Source organism: Pseudomonas sp. NFACC02 (genome assembly GCF_900110765.1).
Classification (GTDB): domain Bacteria; phylum Pseudomonadota; class Gammaproteobacteria; order Pseudomonadales; family Pseudomonadaceae; genus Aquipseudomonas.
In genome coordinates, this window is the sequence record NZ_FOEO01000027.1 from 1 (window position 1) to 19,911 (window position 19,911).

At 60.6% G+C, this 19,911-nt stretch carries 15 protein-coding genes; 5 read left to right on the forward strand and 10 right to left on the reverse strand.

Features of this window, described 5'->3' with window-relative positions:
• Positions 1-536: 536 nt before the first annotated feature.
• Positions 537-4,010 carry a hybrid sensor histidine kinase/response regulator gene (locus BMY73_RS19380; protein ID WP_092409105.1) on the forward strand — a complete coding sequence of 1,158 codons (3,474 nt, stop codon included), beginning with the start codon at positions 537-539 and terminating at the stop codon, positions 4,008-4,010.
• 156 nt (positions 4,011-4,166) lie between these two features.
• Here the strand turns inward: BMY73_RS19380 and aceK are convergent, their stop codons facing one another.
• From aceK to cysK, 4 genes are all read right to left on the reverse strand, one after another.
• Positions 4,167-5,891, reverse strand: a complete 1,725-nt coding sequence (gene aceK, locus BMY73_RS19385) for a bifunctional isocitrate dehydrogenase kinase/phosphatase (RefSeq protein WP_092409107.1) — start codon at positions 5,889-5,891, stop codon at positions 4,167-4,169.
• A 90-nt stretch (positions 5,892-5,981) separates the two neighbouring features.
• The gene (locus BMY73_RS19390; RefSeq protein ID WP_092409109.1) at positions 5,982-6,836 is read right to left on the reverse strand and encodes a DMT family transporter; all 855 of its coding nucleotides are present in this window, start codon (positions 6,834-6,836) and stop codon (positions 5,982-5,984) included.
• A 373-nt stretch (positions 6,837-7,209) separates the two neighbouring features.
• Positions 7,210-8,148, reverse strand: a complete 939-nt coding sequence (locus tag BMY73_RS19395) for an aspartyl/asparaginyl beta-hydroxylase domain-containing protein (protein ID WP_062382617.1) — start codon at positions 8,146-8,148, stop codon at positions 7,210-7,212.
• Positions 8,149-8,496: 348 nt separating this feature from the next.
• Positions 8,497-9,471, reverse strand: coding sequence for a cysteine synthase A (gene cysK / locus BMY73_RS19400; RefSeq protein ID WP_092409111.1), 975 nt, complete (start codon positions 9,469-9,471; stop codon positions 8,497-8,499).
• 125 nt (positions 9,472-9,596) lie between these two features.
• Here cysK and BMY73_RS19405 point away from each other — a divergent pair, with 125 nt between their 5' ends.
• From BMY73_RS19405 to BMY73_RS19415, 3 genes are all read left to right on the forward strand, one after another.
• A complete protein-coding gene (locus BMY73_RS19405; protein ID WP_092409113.1) occupies positions 9,597-10,664 on the forward strand; it encodes a DUF748 domain-containing protein in 1,068 nt (355 codons plus the stop codon).
• A gap of 264 nt (positions 10,665-10,928) precedes the next feature.
• Positions 10,929-11,774 (forward strand): AAA family ATPase, encoded by an 846-nt coding sequence (locus BMY73_RS19410; protein WP_092409171.1) that lies wholly within the window; start codon positions 10,929-10,931, stop codon positions 11,772-11,774.
• Between the two features lie 30 nt (positions 11,775-11,804).
• The gene (locus BMY73_RS19415) at positions 11,805-12,983 is read left to right on the forward strand and encodes a vWA domain-containing protein (RefSeq protein ID WP_062382626.1); all 1,179 of its coding nucleotides are present in this window, start codon (positions 11,805-11,807) and stop codon (positions 12,981-12,983) included.
• Positions 12,984-13,078: 95 nt separating this feature from the next.
• Here BMY73_RS19415 and BMY73_RS19420 read toward each other — a convergent pair whose 3' ends face one another.
• From BMY73_RS19420 to BMY73_RS19445, 6 genes are all read right to left on the reverse strand, one after another.
• Positions 13,079-14,005, reverse strand: a complete 927-nt coding sequence (locus tag BMY73_RS19420; protein WP_092409115.1) for a 5-oxoprolinase subunit C family protein — start codon at positions 14,003-14,005, stop codon at positions 13,079-13,081.
• The gene (locus tag BMY73_RS19425; protein ID WP_092409117.1) at positions 14,002-14,706 is read right to left on the reverse strand and encodes a 5-oxoprolinase subunit B family protein; all 705 of its coding nucleotides are present in this window, start codon (positions 14,704-14,706) and stop codon (positions 14,002-14,004) included. Before BMY73_RS19425 ends, BMY73_RS19420 begins: the two co-directional genes overlap by 4 nt.
• Positions 14,703-15,467, reverse strand: coding sequence for a 5-oxoprolinase subunit PxpA (locus BMY73_RS19430; RefSeq protein ID WP_092409119.1), 765 nt, complete (start codon positions 15,465-15,467; stop codon positions 14,703-14,705). The genes BMY73_RS19425 and BMY73_RS19430 overlap by 4 nt, the downstream gene beginning before the upstream one ends.
• Before the next feature lie 266 nt (positions 15,468-15,733).
• Positions 15,734-16,258, reverse strand: a complete 525-nt coding sequence (locus tag BMY73_RS19435; RefSeq protein ID WP_062382636.1) for a DUF2937 family protein — start codon at positions 16,256-16,258, stop codon at positions 15,734-15,736.
• Positions 16,259-16,271: 13 nt separating this feature from the next.
• Positions 16,272-17,045, reverse strand: a complete 774-nt coding sequence (locus BMY73_RS19440) for a class II glutamine amidotransferase (RefSeq protein WP_092409121.1) — start codon at positions 17,043-17,045, stop codon at positions 16,272-16,274.
• Positions 17,046-17,112: 67 nt separating this feature from the next.
• Positions 17,113-17,619 carry an MFS transporter gene (locus BMY73_RS19445; RefSeq protein WP_092409123.1) on the reverse strand — a complete coding sequence of 169 codons (507 nt, stop codon included), beginning with the start codon at positions 17,617-17,619 and terminating at the stop codon, positions 17,113-17,115.
• 153 nt (positions 17,620-17,772) lie between these two features.
• On the opposite strand from BMY73_RS19445, the gene BMY73_RS19450 reads away from it, so the two are divergent.
• Positions 17,773-19,830 (forward strand): S9 family peptidase, encoded by a 2,058-nt coding sequence (locus BMY73_RS19450; RefSeq protein ID WP_092409125.1) that lies wholly within the window; start codon positions 17,773-17,775, stop codon positions 19,828-19,830.
• Positions 19,831-19,911 lie beyond the last annotated feature (81 nt).

A 19,911-nucleotide genomic window follows, 5' to 3' on the forward strand; every position in this document is an offset into this window, starting at 1 on the left:
TCACCTTTCCGCCCCTCCGGCGGGTCACTTTTGAAAAGGCACCAAAAGTAACCAAAAGTGCCCGGCTCCTGGTTGGGCCCTCCTGCGTCGGGTACCCGCACTCCGACGACGCTCCGTGGGCCCGCGCCGAACGGGCATCCATGCCCTGACGGCGCTCTCGCGGCATCCATGCCACTCGACCCACTGCGCGTCGTCTGCGTTTGGCCTGCACCCAAGTCGCGATTTGTGGTGTCTGGACTGTCGCGTATGTGAACAGCGTGGGCTGGAGCTAACACTCCTCGCCTCTTGATGCGTGCATTGATCCTTCGCACCCCACCTTGTAGGAGCGCGCTTGCCCGCGATCTGGCGCGCAGCGGCAGCAAGACCTGTGCATGTGGTGTATCAGGTACAACCGAGTCGTCTGATTTTGCTAACGCTGCGCGACACCACGCCGCTCAGACCTTTGTCGAGACAGACGAACGTGATGCGGCGTGCGAGACTGTCTGACCGGCGATGGATCGCCGTCGAATCGTGACCTGTTTGAATCTGGAGTTCCCATGTCGCTGTCCAGCGGGCTGATCGCTGCCGTCGCCCTGGCCTATATGGCCATCATGTTCGCCATCGCCTTTTACGGCGACCGTCGCAGCGGCGCCCTGCCGCCCCGATTGCGCGCGTGGGTGTACAGCCTGTCGCTGGCGGTCTACTGCACCAGCTGGACCTTCTTCGGTGCGGTCGGTCAGGCGGCCGAGCAGCTATGGTCGTTCCTGCCGATTTACCTCGGGCCCATCGTGATGATGGTGCTGGCGCCCTGGGTGCTGCAGAAGATGGTGCTCATCAGCAAGCAGGAAAACATCACGTCCATTGCCGACTTCATCGCTGCGCGCTATGGCAAATCCCAGTCGCTGGCAGTCGTCGTCGCGCTGATCTGCCTGATTGGCGTGCTGCCCTACATCGCCCTGCAACTCAAGGGCATCGTGCTGGGCGTGAACATCCTGATCGGCGCAGGCGCCGATGCGGCGGGGACGCGGGCGCAGGACACGGCACTGATCGTTTCGCTGGTGCTGGCGCTCTTCACTATCGTTTTCGGCACGCGCAACCTCGACGCCACCGAGCACCACCGCGGCATGGTACTGGCCATCGCGTTCGAGTCGCTGGTCAAGCTGTTCGCCTTCATGGCGGTCGGCGTCTTCGTGACCTTCGGCCTGTACGACGGGGTCGACGACCTGTTCAATCAGGCCATGCTCGCGCCGCGCCTCGAGGAATACTGGAAAGAGACGATCAACTGGCCGTCGATGGTGGTGCAAACCGGCGTCGCGATGATGGCCATCGTGTGCCTGCCCCGGCAGTTTCACGTGACGGTGGTGGAGAACATCGAACCTCAGGATTTGCGTCTGGCCAAGTGGGTATTTCCCGCCTACCTGTTGCTCGCCGCATTGTTCGTGGTGCCCATCGCGCTGGCGGGACAGATGTTGCTGCCAAGTTCGGTTCTCCCGGACTCCTTCGTGATCAGCGTGCCCCTCGCCCACGCGCATCCTGCCTTGGCGATGCTGGCGTTCATCGGCGGCGCCTCGGCCGCGACCGGCATGGTGATCGTCGCCAGCGTGGCCCTGTCGACCATGGTGTCCAACGACATGTTGCTGCCATGGCTGCTGCGCCGTAAAACCGCCGAGCGTCCTTTTGAGGTGTTCCGCTACTGGATGCTCTCGGTACGCCGCGTGAGTATCGTGGCGATTTTGCTGCTGGCGTACGTGAGCTACCGATTGCTGGGCTCGACGGCGAGCCTGGCGACCATCGGCCAGATTGCGTTCGCTGCGATCACTCAATTGGCGCCGGCAATGATCGGCGCGCTTTACTGGAAGCCCGCCAACCGTCGAGGCGTATTCGCAGGGCTGGCGGCCGGTGTCTTTATCTGGTTCTACACCCTCGTACTGCCCTTGATTGCACACAGCATGGGGTGGGCGCTGAGCAGTTTCCCGCTGCTGGCCTGGCTGCACAGCAACCCGTTCCACCTGCCGATCAGCCCCCTTACCCAAGGTGTGGTGCTGTCGATGGCAGGCAATTTCATTCTGTTTGCCTGGGTTTCGCTGCTGTCTCGCACGCGCGTGTCGGAGCACTGGCAGGCCGGCCGGTTCATCGGTCAGGAATTGCAGGCACGCCCCAACAATCGCTCGCTGCTGGCCGTGCAGATCGAGGACTTGCTCAAACTGTCGGCGCGCTTCGTCGGCGAAGAGCGCGCCCAGCAAAGCTTCATCCGCTTCGCCTATCGCCAGGGCAAAGGCTTTAACCCGAACCAGAACGCCAACGGAGAGTGGATCGCTCACACCGAACGGCTGCTGGCGGGTGTACTCGGGACGTCGTCCACCCGTGCGGTGGTCAAGGCCGCCATCGAAGGCCGCGACATGCAGCTCGAGGACGTGGTGCGCATTGCCGACGAAGCCTCCGAGGTCCTGCAGTTCAACCGGGCGTTGCTGCAAGGCGCCATCGAGAACATCACCCAGGGCATCAGCGTGGTGGACCAGTCGCTGAAGCTGGTGGCCTGGAACGACCGCTATCTTGAGCTGTTCAACTACCCGGACGGGCTGATCGCCGTCGGCAGGCCGATCGCCGACATCATTCGCTACAACGCCGAGCGCGGCCTGCTAGGACCCGGCGAAGCCGAAGTGCATGTCGCCCGACGCCTGCACTGGATGCGTCAGGGCCGTGCACACACGTCCGAGCGACTGTTCCCCAACGGCCGGGTGATCGAGCTGATCGGCAACCCGATGCCCGGCGGCGGTTTCGTCATGAGCTTCACTGACATCACCGCCTTCCGCGAAGCCGAGCAGGCGCTCAAGGGCGTCAACGAAAGCCTGGAGCAGCGGGTTGCCGAACGCACACATGAACTGTCGCAACTGAACCTGGCGCTCACCGAGGCCAAGGCCCACGCCGAAGCCGCCAACCAGTCGAAAACGCGATTTCTGGCAGCGGTCAGTCATGACTTGATGCAACCCATGAACGCCGCGCGCCTGTTCTCCGCTGCCTTGTTGCACACCGACGACAACGTGCCCGATGAAGCCCGGAAACTGATCCATCACCTGGACAGTTCACTGCGTTCGGCGGAAGACCTGATCAGCGACCTGCTGGACATTTCCCGCCTGGAAAACGGCAAGTTCACCCCGACCGTCGCACCGTTCCCGCTCAATAATCTGTTCGACACGCTAGGCGCGGAGTTCAAGGCACTGGCGCAGGAGCAAGGTCTGAGCTTTCGCGTGCGTGGCAGTCGGCTGCGGGTCGCCAGCGATGTGAAGCTGCTGCGCCGGGTGCTGCAGAACTTCCTGACCAATGCCTTCCGCTACGCCAAAGGACCGATCCTGCTGGGCGTGCGTCGCAAAGGCGACCATCTGAGTCTGGAAGTCTGGGACCGTGGACCGGGCATTCCAGAGGACAAACGTCAGGTGATTTTCGAGGAGTTCAAACGCCTGGACAGTCATCAAACGCGCGCAGAAAAGGGACTGGGGTTAGGTCTGGCTATCGCCGACGGCTTCTGTCGCGTGCTGGGCCATACGCTGGAGGTGCGCTCATGGCCGGGGAAAGGCAGCGTCTTCAGCGTGACGGTGCCACTGGCGCGTTCGCAAACGTTGCCGCCCCCCATCACCGCCGAGCCTAAAAAAACAGCGCTCAACGGCACGCAGGTGCTGTGCATCGACAACGAAGACAGCATCCTGATCGGCATGAACAGCTTGTTGAGTCGTTGGGGTTGTCAGGTGTGGACCGCGCGCAATCGCGAGGAGTGCCAGGCGCTGCTCGACGACGGCATCCGTCCGCACCTCGCGCTGGTCGACTATCACCTTGACCACGGCGAGACCGGCACAGAACTGATGGCCTGGCTGCGCACCCAACTGGGTGAACCGGTGCCGGGCGTGCTGATCAGTGCCGATGGTCGCCCCGAACTGGTGGCACAGGTGCACGCGGCAGGGCTGGAATACCTCGCCAAACCGGTGAAGCCGGCGGCGCTGAGGGCGTTGTTGAGTCGGCATGTGAGCCTTAGCTGAGTACGCAGTTCCTGTAGGAGCGAGGCTTGTCCCGCGATCGGCGACGTAGTCGTCGTGAAACCTGCAAACGCGTTGTGTCAGATACAGTGCGGATGCTGGGTTCGCTGCCGGTTTCCGGCAGATCGTCCGGATGCGGCCCAGGCACAAGCCTCGCTCCTACAATGATTGCATCGACTTCCTGCGATACGGAAACACATCGATCACCTTCCCCGCCCGGATCGCCGCCTGCACGCCCTTCCAGTAATCGGCGTCGTACAGCTCGCCGTGGAGGCTATTGAACAGTCGGCGCTGGCCCGGGTCGGCGAACAGAAACGGCGGAAACTCTTCGGGAAACACGTCGAGGGGCCCAATCGAATACCACGGCTCGGACGCCATCTCGTCTTCCGGTGTGCGCGGCTCGGGAATCCGCCGGAAGTTGGCCTCGGTCAGATAACAGATCTCGTCATAGTCATAAAACACCACCCGCCCATGCCGGGTGACGCCGAAGTTTTTCAGCAGCATGTCGCCCGGGAAAATATTGGCCGCCGCCAGCTGTTTGATCGCCAACCCATAATCGTCCAGAGCCTCCAGCACCTGCGCCTCGCTGGCGTTTTCCAGGTACAGATTGAGCGGCGTCATGCGGCGTTCGGTCCAGCAGTGACGAATCAAGACCGTGTCGCCTTCGAGCACGACTGTCGACGGGGCAACGTCCAGGAGCTCTTGCAGACACTGCGGATCGAACTGAGTCACGGAAAAGCGGAAGTCGGCGAATTCCTGGGTGTCGGCCATACGCCCTACCCGATCGACGTTTTTCACCAGCCGGTATTTCTCGATCACCGTGGCCCGATCAACGTTCTTGGACGGCGAAAAACGATCCTTGATGATTTTGAATACGGTGTTGAAACCCGGCAGCGTGAACACACTCATGACCATGCCCCGAACGCCTGGCGCCATGATGAAACGATCATCGGTGTCGGCCAGATGCCTGATCAGCGCACGATAGAACTCGGATTTGCCGTGCTTGTAGAAACCGATCGAGGTGTACAGCTCGGCCATGTGCTTGCCCGGCAGAATGCCTTTCAGAAAACCGACGAACTCGGCCGGCACCGGCACATCGACCATGAAGTACGAACGCGTGAACGAGAAGATGATCGACACCTCGGCCTCGTCGGTGATCAACGTATCGATCTGCACACCCTGCCCTTCGCGGTGCAGCAGCGCGATCGCCAGTGGCCATTGTTCGTCGAGGGTGTAAATGCGGCCGACCAGATATGCGCCCTTGTTGCGATACAGGACAGAGGAAAACAGCTCAACCGTCAGCGCCGTGTCCTTGCAGACCCAGTCGGGTAGCGTTTCGCGCAGCAGGGCTTCAAGCCGTTGCAGATCGCGGGCGAGGTCGGCGTAGGCGACGGTGAAGCGGTAGTCGCTGAACACCTCAGCCAGCATCGCCAACAAATCACCCTGTGGACGGTACGTACGTGTTTGCGGCGTCCCCTGATGGTGGCGTGACGCAGGCCGGGTGGTGTGAATGAACATGCACGCGTCGCTGATCAGGTCATGACTGAAAAGGCCGCAAAAGACCGAGTTGTACCAGGTCTCCGCCAGCTCATCGTCCAGGCGCGGGTCGATGCGCTCGATGTACGCGCCCTTGACCTGAGGCCAGTGCTCGGCGTCCAGCAACAGGTCGCGGGCGAACGTCTCGGTCAACCGGGCGGTGACCTCGCCGACCTTCTCCTCGTACAGATTGATTCGCGCCGCCGACGCGGCCTGCGCTTCCTGCCACAGCGCCTGCTCAAAGCGGGTTCGAGCCCCCTCGGTAATGCGACGGAACTGATCACGGTAATCGTCGAAACCTTCAAGGATCAGACGGGCGATGTCGGCAGCAGGCCAAGGCGAGGACATTGGAGTATCTCGTGATCATTCCAGTGCCGAGCTTAGCAGTGGAACGGCTCCGTCACCGGAGCGCGTTCATCTGGCAACAGTCGCGTCGGGCTACTTCACTTTCCTGAACACAAACGCCAGCCCCACCACGATCAGCACCATCCCCAGCATGCTCAGCCATGCGAGGCGATTGCCGAAGATCAGGTAGTCCATGATCGCGGTCACAGCGGGCACCAGATAGAACAGGCTGGTCACGTTCACCAGATTGCCCTGGGCGATCAGCCGATACAGCAGGAAGGTCGCCAGTACCGACACCACCAGCCCCATGTACAGCACCGGCACGTAGAAGCCGAGGCTGTGCTCGAAATGGAACGGCTGAAACGGGACGAACACCGCGCACACGACGGCACCCGCCAAGTACTGAACCGGCAGCGTGCCCAACGGATTGTCAGTGATGCGTTTCTGCATGATCGAACCACCGGTCATGCTCAGCATGCCCAGGACCCCGAACGCCATGCCGGCCAGCGAGCCACCGTCACCGATGCCTTGATAGACCACCAGCACCAGGCCCGCCAGCCCCAGGCACAGCCCGAACATCCGCGAGCCGGAACGACTGCGCTCAACCAGTACGGCGGTGAGGATCGGCTGAACCCCCATGATCGTCGCCATGACGCCTGGCGCGACTTTCATGTCCAGCGCCAGCAGGTAGCAGATCTGGTAGGCGCCCAACAACACGGCGCCGGTGGCGATGGCGTAAAGCATCGACTGACGCGTGCCGGGGAGCTTGTAGCCCAGGGTCGGGATCAGGATCGCCAGCGCGATCAGCGCCAGCACGAAACGGAAAAACAGAAACGCAAAGGGGGATGCGTGCGCCAGACCCCACTTGGATACGATCGCCCCGCTACTCCAGAGCAGGACAAACAGCGTGGTCGTGGCCATTGAGGCCAGGGCTTTATTCGCAAACATGGTGTCACCTGTGATTCAGACAAAATCGGACCCGGCGCAGAACCGGATTCACGGATGTTTTGTTGGCGTTTGCAGGCGTGAATCGACAGCCGAGGAGCGGTCGATCAGCCGAGCACAACGACGCCTGGCGGTGCGACGACGCACACGACCGGGCTGCTCACAGGAGAAGGTGGGGGATAACGCGTGATGAAGGCGACCTGCATGCACCCGCACGGAACAACAGCAGACTGGGCTGCGGTGTCGAACACGAACTGAAGGTGGGAAGCAGGCATGGCGCTGATCTTCATCGGAATGAGGTGGAGTGTTTCGACAGGTTTCAAAACACCGGCGCTGAATATAACCAGCGCGCGGTGCGTGATGCAACGTTTAGTTTTCAGCCAAACAGCCAGTAGCCGAGCAGGGTCAGCACGATCACCGCCAGCACAGGACGCAGGATGCGATACGCCTTGGGGTTGGCGCGCTTGAACTGTTTCACCTTGCCGCTGAACGCATTGCTGAAGCGCTTGCTGAAGGCATAGGCCTGGTTGATCCCGCCGACGCGTTCGTCATCGGTGTTCTGCGGCGCCGTGGCGCGACCGAGAAACGCACTGACGCTGCGGTTGATCGAGGTCATGAAACGATTGCTCAGCGGGCGCTCGATGTCGCAGAACAGAATCACCCGGGTGACGTCGGTTTCGTTCTTGACCCAGTGTACGTAGGTCTCGTCGAACATCACGTCTTCACCATCGCGCCAGGCGTAAACCTTGCCGTCGACGAAGATCCGGCAATCGTCGGAGTTCGGCGTCGACAGCCCTAGGTGATAACGCAGGGAACCGGCGAAGGGGTCACGGTGCGGGTTCAGGTGACTGCCGCCCGGCAGCAGCGCGAACATGGCGCCTTTCACGTTGGGAATACGGCTGACCAGTTCGACGGTTTTCGGGCACAGCGCCTCGGCGGAAGGCAGCGGTTTGTCGTACCACTTCAGGTAAAAACGCTTCCAGCCTTTCTTGAAGAACGAGCCAAAACCGGCATCGTTGTCCTTGGCGGCGGCGCGAATATACCCCTCGTCAAACAGGTGCATCGCTTCGTCGCGGATGGTTTCCCAGTTATCGCGCAAAACGTCGAGCTCGGGAAACTTGCTGCGGTCCAGGTAAGGTTTGGACGGCACGCTGGAAAACAGGTACATCAACGCGTTGTACGGAGCAAACAGCGCGGAGTGGTTCACGAACTGCCGCAGCACAGGCAAACGCGCCTTGCCGCGCAGATGCACGTACAGCGTGCTGCCCACAAACAGCAGCAGAATCGCCGCTTTGGCAGCAAAAGAAAGGGTCATGAAACTCTCCTTGAAACCGGCAGATAACATCGTTGCGCTGAATAACCATTGTAGGAGCGTGGCTTGTGTCTGGGCCGCATCCGGACGATTGGCCGGGAACCGGCTACAAACGCTCACGACTCACCTGCATCTGATACACAGCATTGACAGGTTCTGCTGCCGCTGTGCGCCAGATCGCGGGACAAGCCACGCTCCTACGGGCCGCGCCCGGAAGCAGAGCGCGGCCAAAGATTCTAATTCACTGCAAACCCCGCAAGATGATCTGAAACAATAATCCAGCGGCTCTGAATGGCCGCCATCATAAGCCTTAGTCGATCCGGTAAAAAGCCGAAGCGTCCCGGCATGCGACTATTGGGTCAGCTCCTGTTCAGTGAACAGGTCACTGAAGAGCATGCTGGACAGGTAACGCTCACCCGAATCCGGCAGCACCACCACGATTGTCTTGCCCTGCATCTCCGGCTTCTCAGCCAGGCGCACGGCGGCCGCCATCGCCGCGCCGCAGGAAATCCCGCAGAGAATCCCCTCCTCCTGCATCAGCCGCAATGCCATGGCCTTGGCTTCTTCGTCGCTGACCAGTTCCACCCGGTCGACGATGGACAGGTCAAGGTTCTTCGGAATGAAACCCGCGCCAATGCCCTGGATCTTGTGCGGGCTGGGGGTGATTTCCTGGCCGGCCATGGCTTGCGTGATGATGGGGGAAATCATCGGTTCGACCGCCACCGAGAGGATCGGCTTGCCCATAGCGTGCTTGATGTAACGCGAAACACCGGTGATCGTGCCGCCCGTGCCGACGCCTGCGACCAGCACATCGATAGCACCATCGGTGTCGTTCCAGATTTCCGGGCCGGTGGTCTTTTCATGAATCGCCGGGTTGGCCGGGTTCTCGAACTGCCCGGGCATGAAGTACTGGTCCGGCTCACTCGCCACCAGCTCTTCGGCTTTGGCGATGGCGCCTTTCATGCCTTTGGCGGGTTCGGTCAACACCAGCTCGGCACCCAGCGCCTTGAGCACCTTGCGCCGCTCGATGCTCATCGACGCGGGCATGGTCAGCATCAGCTTGTAGCCGCGCGCAGCGGCGACGAACGCCAGCCCGATACCGGTGTTGCCGGACGTGGGCTCGACAATGGTCATGCCCGATTTGAGTTTGCCGCTGCTTTCCGCGTCCCAGATCATGTTCGCGCCAATGCGGCACTTGACCGAATACCCCGGATTACGCCCTTCGATTTTGGCCAGAATGGTGACGCCGCGCGGTGCGATGCGGTTGATCTGCACCAGAGGCGTATTGCCGATGGAATGGGCGTTATCTGCGTAAATACGGCTCATGACCGGGTCCTTGTGCAGGTGGGAAAAGCCCAAAGCCTATGCCTTGAGCACGTGATGCGTCCAGTCGTAGCGAACGGATGACAACGCCGACAGTCAACACCTCTACGTCACCGGAGAGCGCTACCATGAAACGTCGCTATAGCTGGCCACTGTGGACAGTCGTTGGCCTCATCGTCGTACTGATCGCCGTTCACATCGCGTTACCTTATGTGGTGCGCAATTACCTGAACAACAAACTTGCCGACATGGGCGATTACCGCGGGCACATCACCGATGTGGACCTGGCCCTGTGGCGCGGCGCTTACCAGATCAACGGCCTGAATATCGTCAAAGTAGACGGTAAGGTTCCCGTTCCGCTGCTCAAAGCACCGGTGATCGACATTGCTGTCAGTTGGCACTCACTCTGGTACGACCATGCGGTGGTGGCAGAGGTTGCGTTTCTCAGCCCTGAGCTCAACTTTGTCGACGGTGGTCCCGACAAACAGCAGTCGCAGACCGGTACAGGCACTGACTGGCAGGATCAATTGAACAAGCTGCTGCCAATCACCCTCAATGAGCTGCGAGTCGACGATGGCAAGATCACCTTTAACAACTTCAACTCAACACCCAAAGTGAAAATCGAAGCGGACAAGGTCAATGCCAGCATCTACAACCTGACCAACATCGCAGGCAATCGCGAGGCCCGCTTCGACGGCAAGGCGATGCTGCTGGGCAATGCGCCGTTGGAAAGCACTGCCACGTTCGACCCGTTGAGCAACTTCGAAGACTTCGACTTCAAACTCCGGGCGACCGGTGTGCAACTCAAACAGATGAACGACTTCGCGTCGGCGTATGGCAAGTTCGACTTCAACGCGGGCAATGGCGACATCGTGATCGAGGCTCAAGCCAAAAAGGGTCAGCTCAGCGGCTACATCAAACCGTTGCTGCGCGATGTGGACATCTTCAACTGGCAGCAAGACGTCGAAAACCAGAACAAGGGCTTCTTCCGCTCCATCTGGGAAGCCATGGTCGGCGCCAGCGAAACCGTGCTCAAGAACCAGCGCAAAAACCAGTTCGCCACCCGCGTCGAACTCAGCGGCAGCGTACACAAACAGGACATCAGCGCATTCCAGGCGTTTCTGCAGATCCTGCGCAACGCGTTCGTGCAGGCGTTCAATACGCGGTATGACAGTGGCAAGAAAGAGGCGGGGTGATTGCCCCTTCTACTGTGGGCGTAAGCCTGCTCACGAAGGCTCAAGAACTGCCCCTCGCTAGTGGATGAAGGCCAGTCCTCGTGAGCATGTTCACTCTCAAAGATTCAACGTAAGCGTGGTCAAAGCACGACCCGCCATTCAGCAACTGAATAAAGCGTCTGCGTTCACAGGCGTGCGGGCCGCGCGTTATAGTCGCGGCATGCTCTTTTTCTGATTCCGGCTGTCTGGGTGTGTTGCCCAGGCGCCATGTTCGAGGATTTTTCGATGAAGTTCGAAGGCACTTCTGCCTATGTCGCGACCAACGACCTGAAGCTGGCGGTCAACGCTGCCATTACCCTGGAGCGTCCGCTGCTGGTCAAAGGCGAGCCGGGCACGGGCAAGACCATGCTCGCCGAGCAACTGGCCGAATCCTTCGGCGCCAAGCTGATCACCTGGCACATCAAATCGACCACCAAGGCCCATCAGGGCCTGTACGAGTACGACGCGGTCAGCCGCCTGCGCGACTCGCAGCTGGGCGTCGACAAAGTCCACGACGTGCGCAACTACTTGAAGAAGGGCAAGCTCTGGGAGGCGTTCGAATCGGACGAACGCGTGATCCTGCTGATCGACGAGATCGACAAGGCCGACATCGAATTCCCCAACGACCTGTTGCAAGAACTCGACAAGATGGAGTTCTACGTTTACGAGATCGACGAGACGATCAAGGCCAAGAAGCGCCCGATCATCATCATTACCTCGAACAACGAAAAGGAACTGCCGGACGCCTTCCTGCGCCGCTGTTTCTTCCACTACATCGCCTTCCCTGACCGCCCCACCCTGCAGCGGATCGTCGACGTGCACTATCCGGACATCAAAAAAGACCTGGTCAGCGAAGCGCTGGACGTGTTCTTCGATGTGCGCAAAGTCCCGGGGCTCAAGAAGAAGCCGTCTACCTCGGAACTGGTGGACTGGCTGAAACTGCTGATGGCCGACAACATCGGCGAAGCGGTGCTGCGCGAACGCGATCCGACCAAGGCCATTCCGCCGCTGGCGGGCGCGCTGGTGAAGAACGAGCAGGACGTGCAATTGCTTGAGCGTCTGGCGTTCATGAGCCGTCGTGGCAATCGCTAAGCTCTTTGGGATAAGTGCGGGACACCCATCATGTTGCTCAACCTGTTCAACGAAATGCGCGCCGCCAAGGTGCCGGTCTCGGTGCGTGAGCTGCTGGACCTGATCAATGCCCTGAAACAGCGGGTGACCTTCGCCGACATGGACGAGTTCTACTACTTGTCGCGGGCGATTCTGGTCAAGGACGAGCGCCATTACGACAAGTTCGACCGGGCCTTCGGCGCCTATTTCAACGGCCTCGAAAAACTCGACGATCACCTGCAGGCGCTGATTCCCGAAGACTGGCTGCGCAAGGAATTCGAGCGCTCGCTGACGGATGAAGAGCGCGCGCAGATTCAATCCCTTGGGGGGCTCGACAAACTCATCGAGGAATTCAAGAAGCGGCTGGAAGAACAGAAAGAACGCCACGCAGGCGGCAATAAATGGATCGGCACCGGCGGTACCAGCCCGTTTGGTTCGGGCGGCTACAATCCGGAAGGTATTCGTGTGGGCGATGCCGGCAAGCGTCAGGGCAAGGCGGCGAAGGTCTGGGATCAGCGTGAGTACAAGAATCTCGACGACCAGGTCGAACTGGGCACGCGCAACATCAAGGTCGCCCTTCGGCGCCTGCGCAAATTCGCCCGCCAAGGCGCCGCAGACGAACTGGACATCGACGGCACCATCGACCACACCGCCCGCGATGCCGGCTTGCTGAACATCCAGATGCGCCCCGAGCGCCGAAACACCATCAAGCTGTTACTCCTGTTCGACATCGGCGGCTCGATGGACGCCCACGTGAAAATCTGTGAAGAACTGTTCTCGGCCTGCAAGACCGAGTTCAAGCACATGGAGTATTTCTACTTCCACAACTTCATCTACGAATCGGTGTGGAAGAACAACTTGCGCCGCACTTCGGAACGCACGTCGACCCAGGATCTGCTCCACAAATACGGTGCCGACTACAAAGTGATCTTCATTGGCGATGCCGCCATGGCGCCCTACGAAATCACCCAGCCCGGCGGCAGCGTCGAGCACTGGAACGAAGAAGCAGGCTACGTGTGGATGCACCGTTTCATGGCCAAGTTCAAGAAGATCATCTGGATCAATCCCTACCCCAAGGATGCCTGGGCCTACACCACCTCGACCAACATCGTGCGGGATTTGATCGAGGATCAGATGTACCCGTTGACCTTGCGCGGGCTGGAAGAAGGGATGCGGTATCTGGCGAAGTAATGCTGAGACGGTAGGAGCGCGCTTGCCCGCGATTGCGGAGTGTCAGACACCTTGTAGGTCACAGACATAATGCAATCGCGGGACAAGCCACGCTCCTACAACGGCAGACCGAGTCGATTCAGACACCCCACCTGCTCGCGATGCGCCATCTCCTGCACCACCGCCCTCATCCGCACCACCGTGCCCGGCAGTTTCTGCGCCAGCCTCGCCAGTGAAAGCGGCGTCAATGCGCCAAGCCTTGGATAGCCGCCGATGGTCTGGCGATCAGTAAGCAGAACGATAGGCTGACCATCAGGCGGGACCTGAATCGCGCCGAGTGGAATGCCTTCGGAGATCATCGGTTTGCCCTGATACACCAACTCCGGTCCCAGCAGGCGTATGCCCATGCGGTCGGCGCGGCTGTCGAGGGTCCAGTCGCTGTTGAAGGCATCGAACAGGCTCAGGCCGCTGAACTGGCCGATCTGCGCGCCAAGCACGACATCCAGCGGGCGCGCGTCGCACACGTCTGGAATCAACCCGTCAGGCAACCCATGCAACTCAAAGGAGGTGCCTGAGTACTTCAACTGATCGCCTTCGACCAGCGCTTTGCCGTCGCCCTGCAACCCTCCCAGTCTCTCGCGCCCGACAGTGGCGCAACTGCCCAAAACCTCAACGGCGTCGAATCCACCGGGCGCCGCAAGATAAGCACGTGCGCCCGAGACTGGTTGGGTAAACCGCAATTGCTGTCCACGACGAACGAAGAAACTGCGCCAGGGCGCAATCGAGCGCTCATCGAGCATCGCGCCCAGATCAGCGCCCGCCAACGCCAGGCAACAATCGGCTTCAGCGACCAGCGTCAGTCCACCAAGCGTAATTTCTACGACGGCGGCGTCCAGCGGGTTGTCGAGCAGCTTGTTGGCCCAGGACATCGACACCCAGTCCAGCGCCCCGCCCTGTGTTACGCCCAGATGGCGGACGCCAAACCGCCCGGCGTCCTGAAGCAGGCACAACGGCGTACTGCTTTTTACGGTAAGCACGGTCATGCCAGCGCCTCCAGCGCGGTGTCGTCGCCACCCAGGCGAATGAATTCGGCGCGCTCCACAGGCTCGAAACGCACGGTGTCGCCGGGCTGCATCAAGCTGTAGCCATCGATCTCGCGATCAAACAATTTCGCTGGCGTGCGGCCCAGGATGTTCCAGCCGCCCGGCGACTCCAGCGGGTAAGCCGCTGTCTGGCGTTCGGCGATCCCGACACTGCCTGCCGCCACGCGTTTGCGCGGGGTATTGATACGCGGCGCCGCCAGAACCTCTTCGACCAGGCCCATGAAGGCAAATCCGGGAGCGAAACCCAAGGCAAACACCTGGTATTCACGCTGGCTGTGGCGGCGGATCACCTCATCCACCGACAACCCACTGCGTCGGGACAGCAACGTCAGCTCGGGGCCGACGCTCAGGTCGTACCAGACCGGCAACACATGCTGCCGCCCGCGTTTGGCGGCGTCGGGCGACAGGTCGGTCATGGCCTGCGCGATCACCTCGCGCGCCTGGACAGGATCAAGCGCCATCAGGTCGTAATGCACCATCAATGTGGTGTACGACGGCACCAGATCAATCAGATGCGCACCGAAGCCCTCGCGCAAACGCAGGCTGGCCGCGATCATCCACGGCATGTTGGCTTCGTCGATGGCGTCGAACAGACGCACCATCAAACAATCGATCGCGACGACTTCGATACACACATTCATGAGGTGGACAACTGCGCCGGGGTTTTGCCCAAGGCCTGACGAATCCGTTGTACGGCGGCGATGGAACTGGCGTTGTCGCCATGCACGCAGAGCGTGTCGGCGTTAAGCAGCAGTTCGCTGCCGTCGCTGGCGATCAAGGGTTCACCCCGGGACAAGGTCAGCGCCTGGGCAATAATGGTTTCCGGATCGTGATGCACCGCTCCCGGCAAGCTGCGCGCCACCAGACGCCCCACGCTGTCGTACGCACGGTCAGCGAACGCTTCAAACCACAGCGTGACGCCGAACTCATCGGCCATCGCTTGCGCTGCGCTGTTGTCACGCATGGCCAGCAGCATCAAGGGCAGTTCAGCGTTGTAACGGGCGATGCCTTCGATGACGGCACGCAGCAGAGTCGGATTGGCCATCATGTCGTTGTACATCGCGCCATGGGGTTTGACGTAGCTGACACGACCACCCTGAGCACGGGCAATACCATCGAGTGCGCCAATCTGGTAATGCAGCAGGTCCTGAATTTCTTGCGGCGAACAGGCCATGGAGCGGCGGCCGAATCCCACGAGGTCCGGGTAGGCAGGGTGCGCACCGATGGTCACGTCATGGCTCAGCGCCAAGGCCACGGTCTTGCGCATGACACTGGGATCGCCCGCATGAAAACCACAGGCAATATTGGCGCAATCGATGAACGGCATGACTTCGGCATCCAGACCCATGGTCCACGCGCCGTAGCTTTCGCCGATGTCACAGTTCAATAACAGGCGGCCCAAAGGATATCTCCTGTGCAGACGAACATTGAAGACGAGCCTTGAGTCTACGCGCGGGAAGCGTCGCTTTGCAGCGTTGAAACGAGCCTGTCATGTGCAGGCGCATTCTTGGACGGGAGGTGTTGGGGTGTCCAACGAATAAAAGCGGGAGGGGGAGATAAGAAAAAGTGAACGGGAAGAGCCGGAATCTTGAGATCAGCGCATTTCTCGGTGGGAGTGAGCTTGCTCACCCCACCGTTCCGGCGCCGGAGCAGGGCATCGATTCTGGCTCACTGCCAGTCCCGGTTCACCTTGCGCACGTGATGGCGTCCCACGAACACCCAGTCGATGAACAGCACGAAGCTTTCGATGACCAGCGAGAACAACAGCGCGCACACCAGGCCCCAACCGATGACTTCAGGCGACAGCAAGACCTGCCACGAATACCCGTTCCAGGTTTCCTTGCGAATGTCCGGGTCGGCAGCGGTCAGCACATGGTAAGCCCGCATGTACCAAGGGCCTTGCAAGGCCAGCCATTCGCGGTCGAGGGTTTGTGTGCGAATCAGCAGGTTATTGATGTTGTCGGCATCGGCGCGAAACACCGGATCGTCACTGCTGCGGTAGTGCTGGATCAGCGCCTGGACATCCCCTTTGAAGAACCGTTGAGCGGTGTCGTTGTAACCGCCCAGGCTTTTTTGCGCCTCAATCAGGTGCGCTTCGACACGCTTGCTGTAATCGCTGATAAAGCCGGGAATCTGCACGCCGATCAACAGGCCCGCCGTGAACAACACCAGTCGCAGATAGCTTCGCAGCATAGATCCCTCTCTGTCAGGTTCGGCCTTCGGCCACGCATTCGCCGCGACGCCATAAGCTCCAGTGCCCAGGTTCGTAGCGATTCCAGGTTTCGTTCTCGGTCAACGGCTCGGTGGCAATGACCGTGACCACGTCGTTCGGCGTGGTTTCGGCCTGAAAATCGACGATCACATCGACATCCTTCAGGCGAGCCGGGCCGAACGGAGCACGACGAGTAATGTGCACCAGCTTGGTGGAGCAGAAACAAAACAGCCAGTCGCCATCACTGAGCAAACAGTTGAACACGCCTTTGCTGCGGTACTCGCTACAGGCTTCGACCAGCGTCGGCAACAGCTGTTCGATCTCGACAGGCTCAGGGAACCCCTCACGCACCCGGTTCAACACATCGCAAAAAGCGGCCTCGCTGTCGGTATCCCCCACTGGCCGATAGAACGTGGCCCGCGGGTGGAAATCCGCCAACTGGCCGTTATGCGCGAAGCACCAGTTACGGCCCCACAGTTCGCGGACAAAGGGATGGGTGTTGGAGAGGCAGACCTTGCCCACATTGGCCTGGCGAATGTGACCAATCACCACTTCGCTCTTGATCGGATAACGCTGCACCAGTTGGGCGACTTCCGACTCGCTGCTGGCGGCCGGGTCCTGAAACAGACGCAAACCGCGTCCCTCATAGAAGCCGATCCCCCAGCCATCGCGGTGCGGACCCGTTCGCCCGCCACGCTGCATCAGCCCGGTAAAGCTGAACACGATGTCTGTGGGTACATTGGCACTCATGCCTAGAAGTTCACACATGCTCGGCTCCCGGTCTGTTTAACCGCATATCACACTGCTGGAGCGCGCTCATACAGGGTAAACGTCATCACAACTTGGGTTCGACCCGGTAGCGGCCACTGCTGCCGCTGGCCGGCGGTGCGGATGAACGGGCGAAGCGGCCCGACTCCTGAGTGGTGAACGGTTCGTCATCCTGCTCTGCCTGTTTCTGTTCGGCGGCGGCCTGCGCCGCGGCTTGCTCGGCATGGGCCTGACGGGCCTTTTTCTTGCGTAGAAAAGGCAGGCGGATCAGCGCGAAGATGACATACAAACCCAGCGCAATAGCGCCGTAGGTCGCCAGATCGAGCACCGCACGCCAGACGTTGTTGCCCACCTTGAACGCAAGATCCAGCACGCTGATGGCGAGCGCCGGGGCGTACTGGTCCTTGACCGGGTCGATGATGGTCGGGCAGAACAGCAGGACCGCGCCGATCACGCGCAGCGGCTCGCGCAGGTAGCGCCACATCCAGCCAGTCAGCTTGAACCACACCAACAGACAACCCAACGCAGCAAATGCGTAAAGGCCCCAGGCAATCAGATAGTCGTTGTCGGTCATGACGTCCGTGGTAAGGCAGGTAAAGAGGCGCTTATGATAACGACTTTTCACCAGCCCGGCTTCCCCGGCTTCAGTTATCGGTCCGCACTGCCTCTGACCGGGCACGTCCGGACCGGAACGTTTATTCCAGAAAGCCCATTGAGAGAGCCCCGCATGCCTTCTTCCCACATTGCCTCAAGCGCTCCGCAGGCCCGCAAGGGCGACGGCGCAGACCCGTATGCCTGGCTCCAGAATCGCGACGCCGACGAGGTGCTCGATTACCTCAAGGCCGAAAACGAGTACCAAGAGCGTCAGCTTGCCGATCAGCAAGCGCTGCGCGAAACCCTGTTTCAGGAGATCAAGGGTCGCATCCTGGAAACGGATCTGTCGCTGCCCTCGCCCTGGGGTCCCTACCTGTATTACACCCGCACCACCGAGGGCGACGAATACGCCCGCCACTATCGCTGCCCACGCCCCGCTGACGATTCAAACACGGTCGATGAAAGCGCTGAAGAGCTGCTGCTGGACCCCAATGTGCTGGCCAACGGCGGTTTCTTTTCCCTTGGCGCGTTCAGCATCAGCCCTGACCATCAACGTCTGGCATACAGCCTCGACACCAGCGGTGAAGAGGTCTATCAACTCTACGTCAAAGAGCTGAGCAGCGGCGATGTCACTGCCCTGCCCTTCGACGATTGCGACGGCAGCATGACCTGGGCCAACGACAGCCAGACGCTGTTCTTCGGCGAACTGGACGACACCCACCGTCCGCACAAACTGTACCGCCATACCCTGGGCAGCGACGGCGCCGACCTGGTGTTCAACGAGCCGGATGGACGTTTCTTCCTGCACTGCTACCGCACCAGCTCCGAGCGGCAACTGGTGTTGGCCCTCGACAGCAAGACGACCGGCGAATCCTGGGTGCTGGATGCGAGCAAGCCGGAACAGGCGTTTGTCTGCATGGCGCCGCGCAGTGAGGGCCATGAGTACTCCGTGGACCACGGGCTGGTCGACGGCACCTGGAGCTGGCTGATCCGCAGCAACCAGGCCGGTATCAACTTCGCGCTGTTTCATGCGCCGGAAAAAACCAGCGGCGTCCCCGAGCGCAAGGACTGGCGGACGCTGATTCCGCACAGCGAGTCGGTGATGCTCGACGGCTTCAGCCTCAATGCCAACGGCCTGACCTTGAGTTTGCGTGAAGGTGGCCTGCCCATCGTCGAAGTTCATCCACAAGGCCTCCCGGCGTATCGCGTGCAACTGCCGGATGCGGCCTACAACCTGTATGTGCAGGACACGCTTGAATTCGACAGCGACAAGATTCGTCTGCGATACCAGTCGCTGAACCGCCCGCCGCAAGTGCGTCAGCTGACCCTGGCCACCGGTGAGCAAGTGGTGCTCAAGGAGACCCCCGTACTGGGCGAGTTCGATGCCGATGCCTACGTCAGCCAGCGTCTTTGGGCGACCGCCGCCGATGGCACCCAGGTGCCGATCAGCCTGGTGGTCAAGCGCGAGCTGGTCGGTCAACCCGTGCCGCTGTACCTCTACGGCTACGGTGCTTATGGCGAGAGTCTGGACCCGTGGTTCTCTCACGCCCGACTGAGTCTGCTGAACCGGGGCGTTGCCTTCGCCATCGCCCATGTGCGCGGCGGAGGCGAACTCGGCGAAGCCTGGTACCTCAACGGCAAGCAGGCACACAAACCGAACACCTTCAGCGACTTCATCGCCTGCGCCGAGCACCTGATTGCGCAAAACCTCACCTCGGCGGACCAATTGGTGATCAGCGGCGGGAGCGCCGGCGGTTTGTTGATCGGCGCCGTGATCAATCAGCGTCCTGATCTGTTCAAGGCGGCCATCGCCGAAGTGCCGTTCGTCGATGTGCTGAACACCATGCTCGACCCTGACCTGCCACTGACGGTGACGGAATACGACGAATGGGGAAATCCGCAGGATCCGGAAGTCTATGCTCGCATCAAGGCCTATGCCCCGTATGAGAACGTCAGCGCTCAAGCCTACCCGGCGATGCTGGTAATTGCCGGGTACAACGACAGCCGCGTGCAGTATTGGGAAGCGGCTAAATGGGTGGCAAAATTGCGCGACACCAAAACCGATGACAACCTGCTGCTGCTCAAGACCGAACTGGGTGCCGGGCACGGCGGGATGAGCGGCCGTTATCAGGGTTTGCGTGACGTAGCGCTCGAATACGGTTTTATCTTCAAGGTATTGCAACTGGCGTAAGGAACTCCCTCATCGCCATGGGTCATATCAGACGTTTCCTGGACGATATGCGGTCCGGGAACGTTTTATACGTCAGCTGTT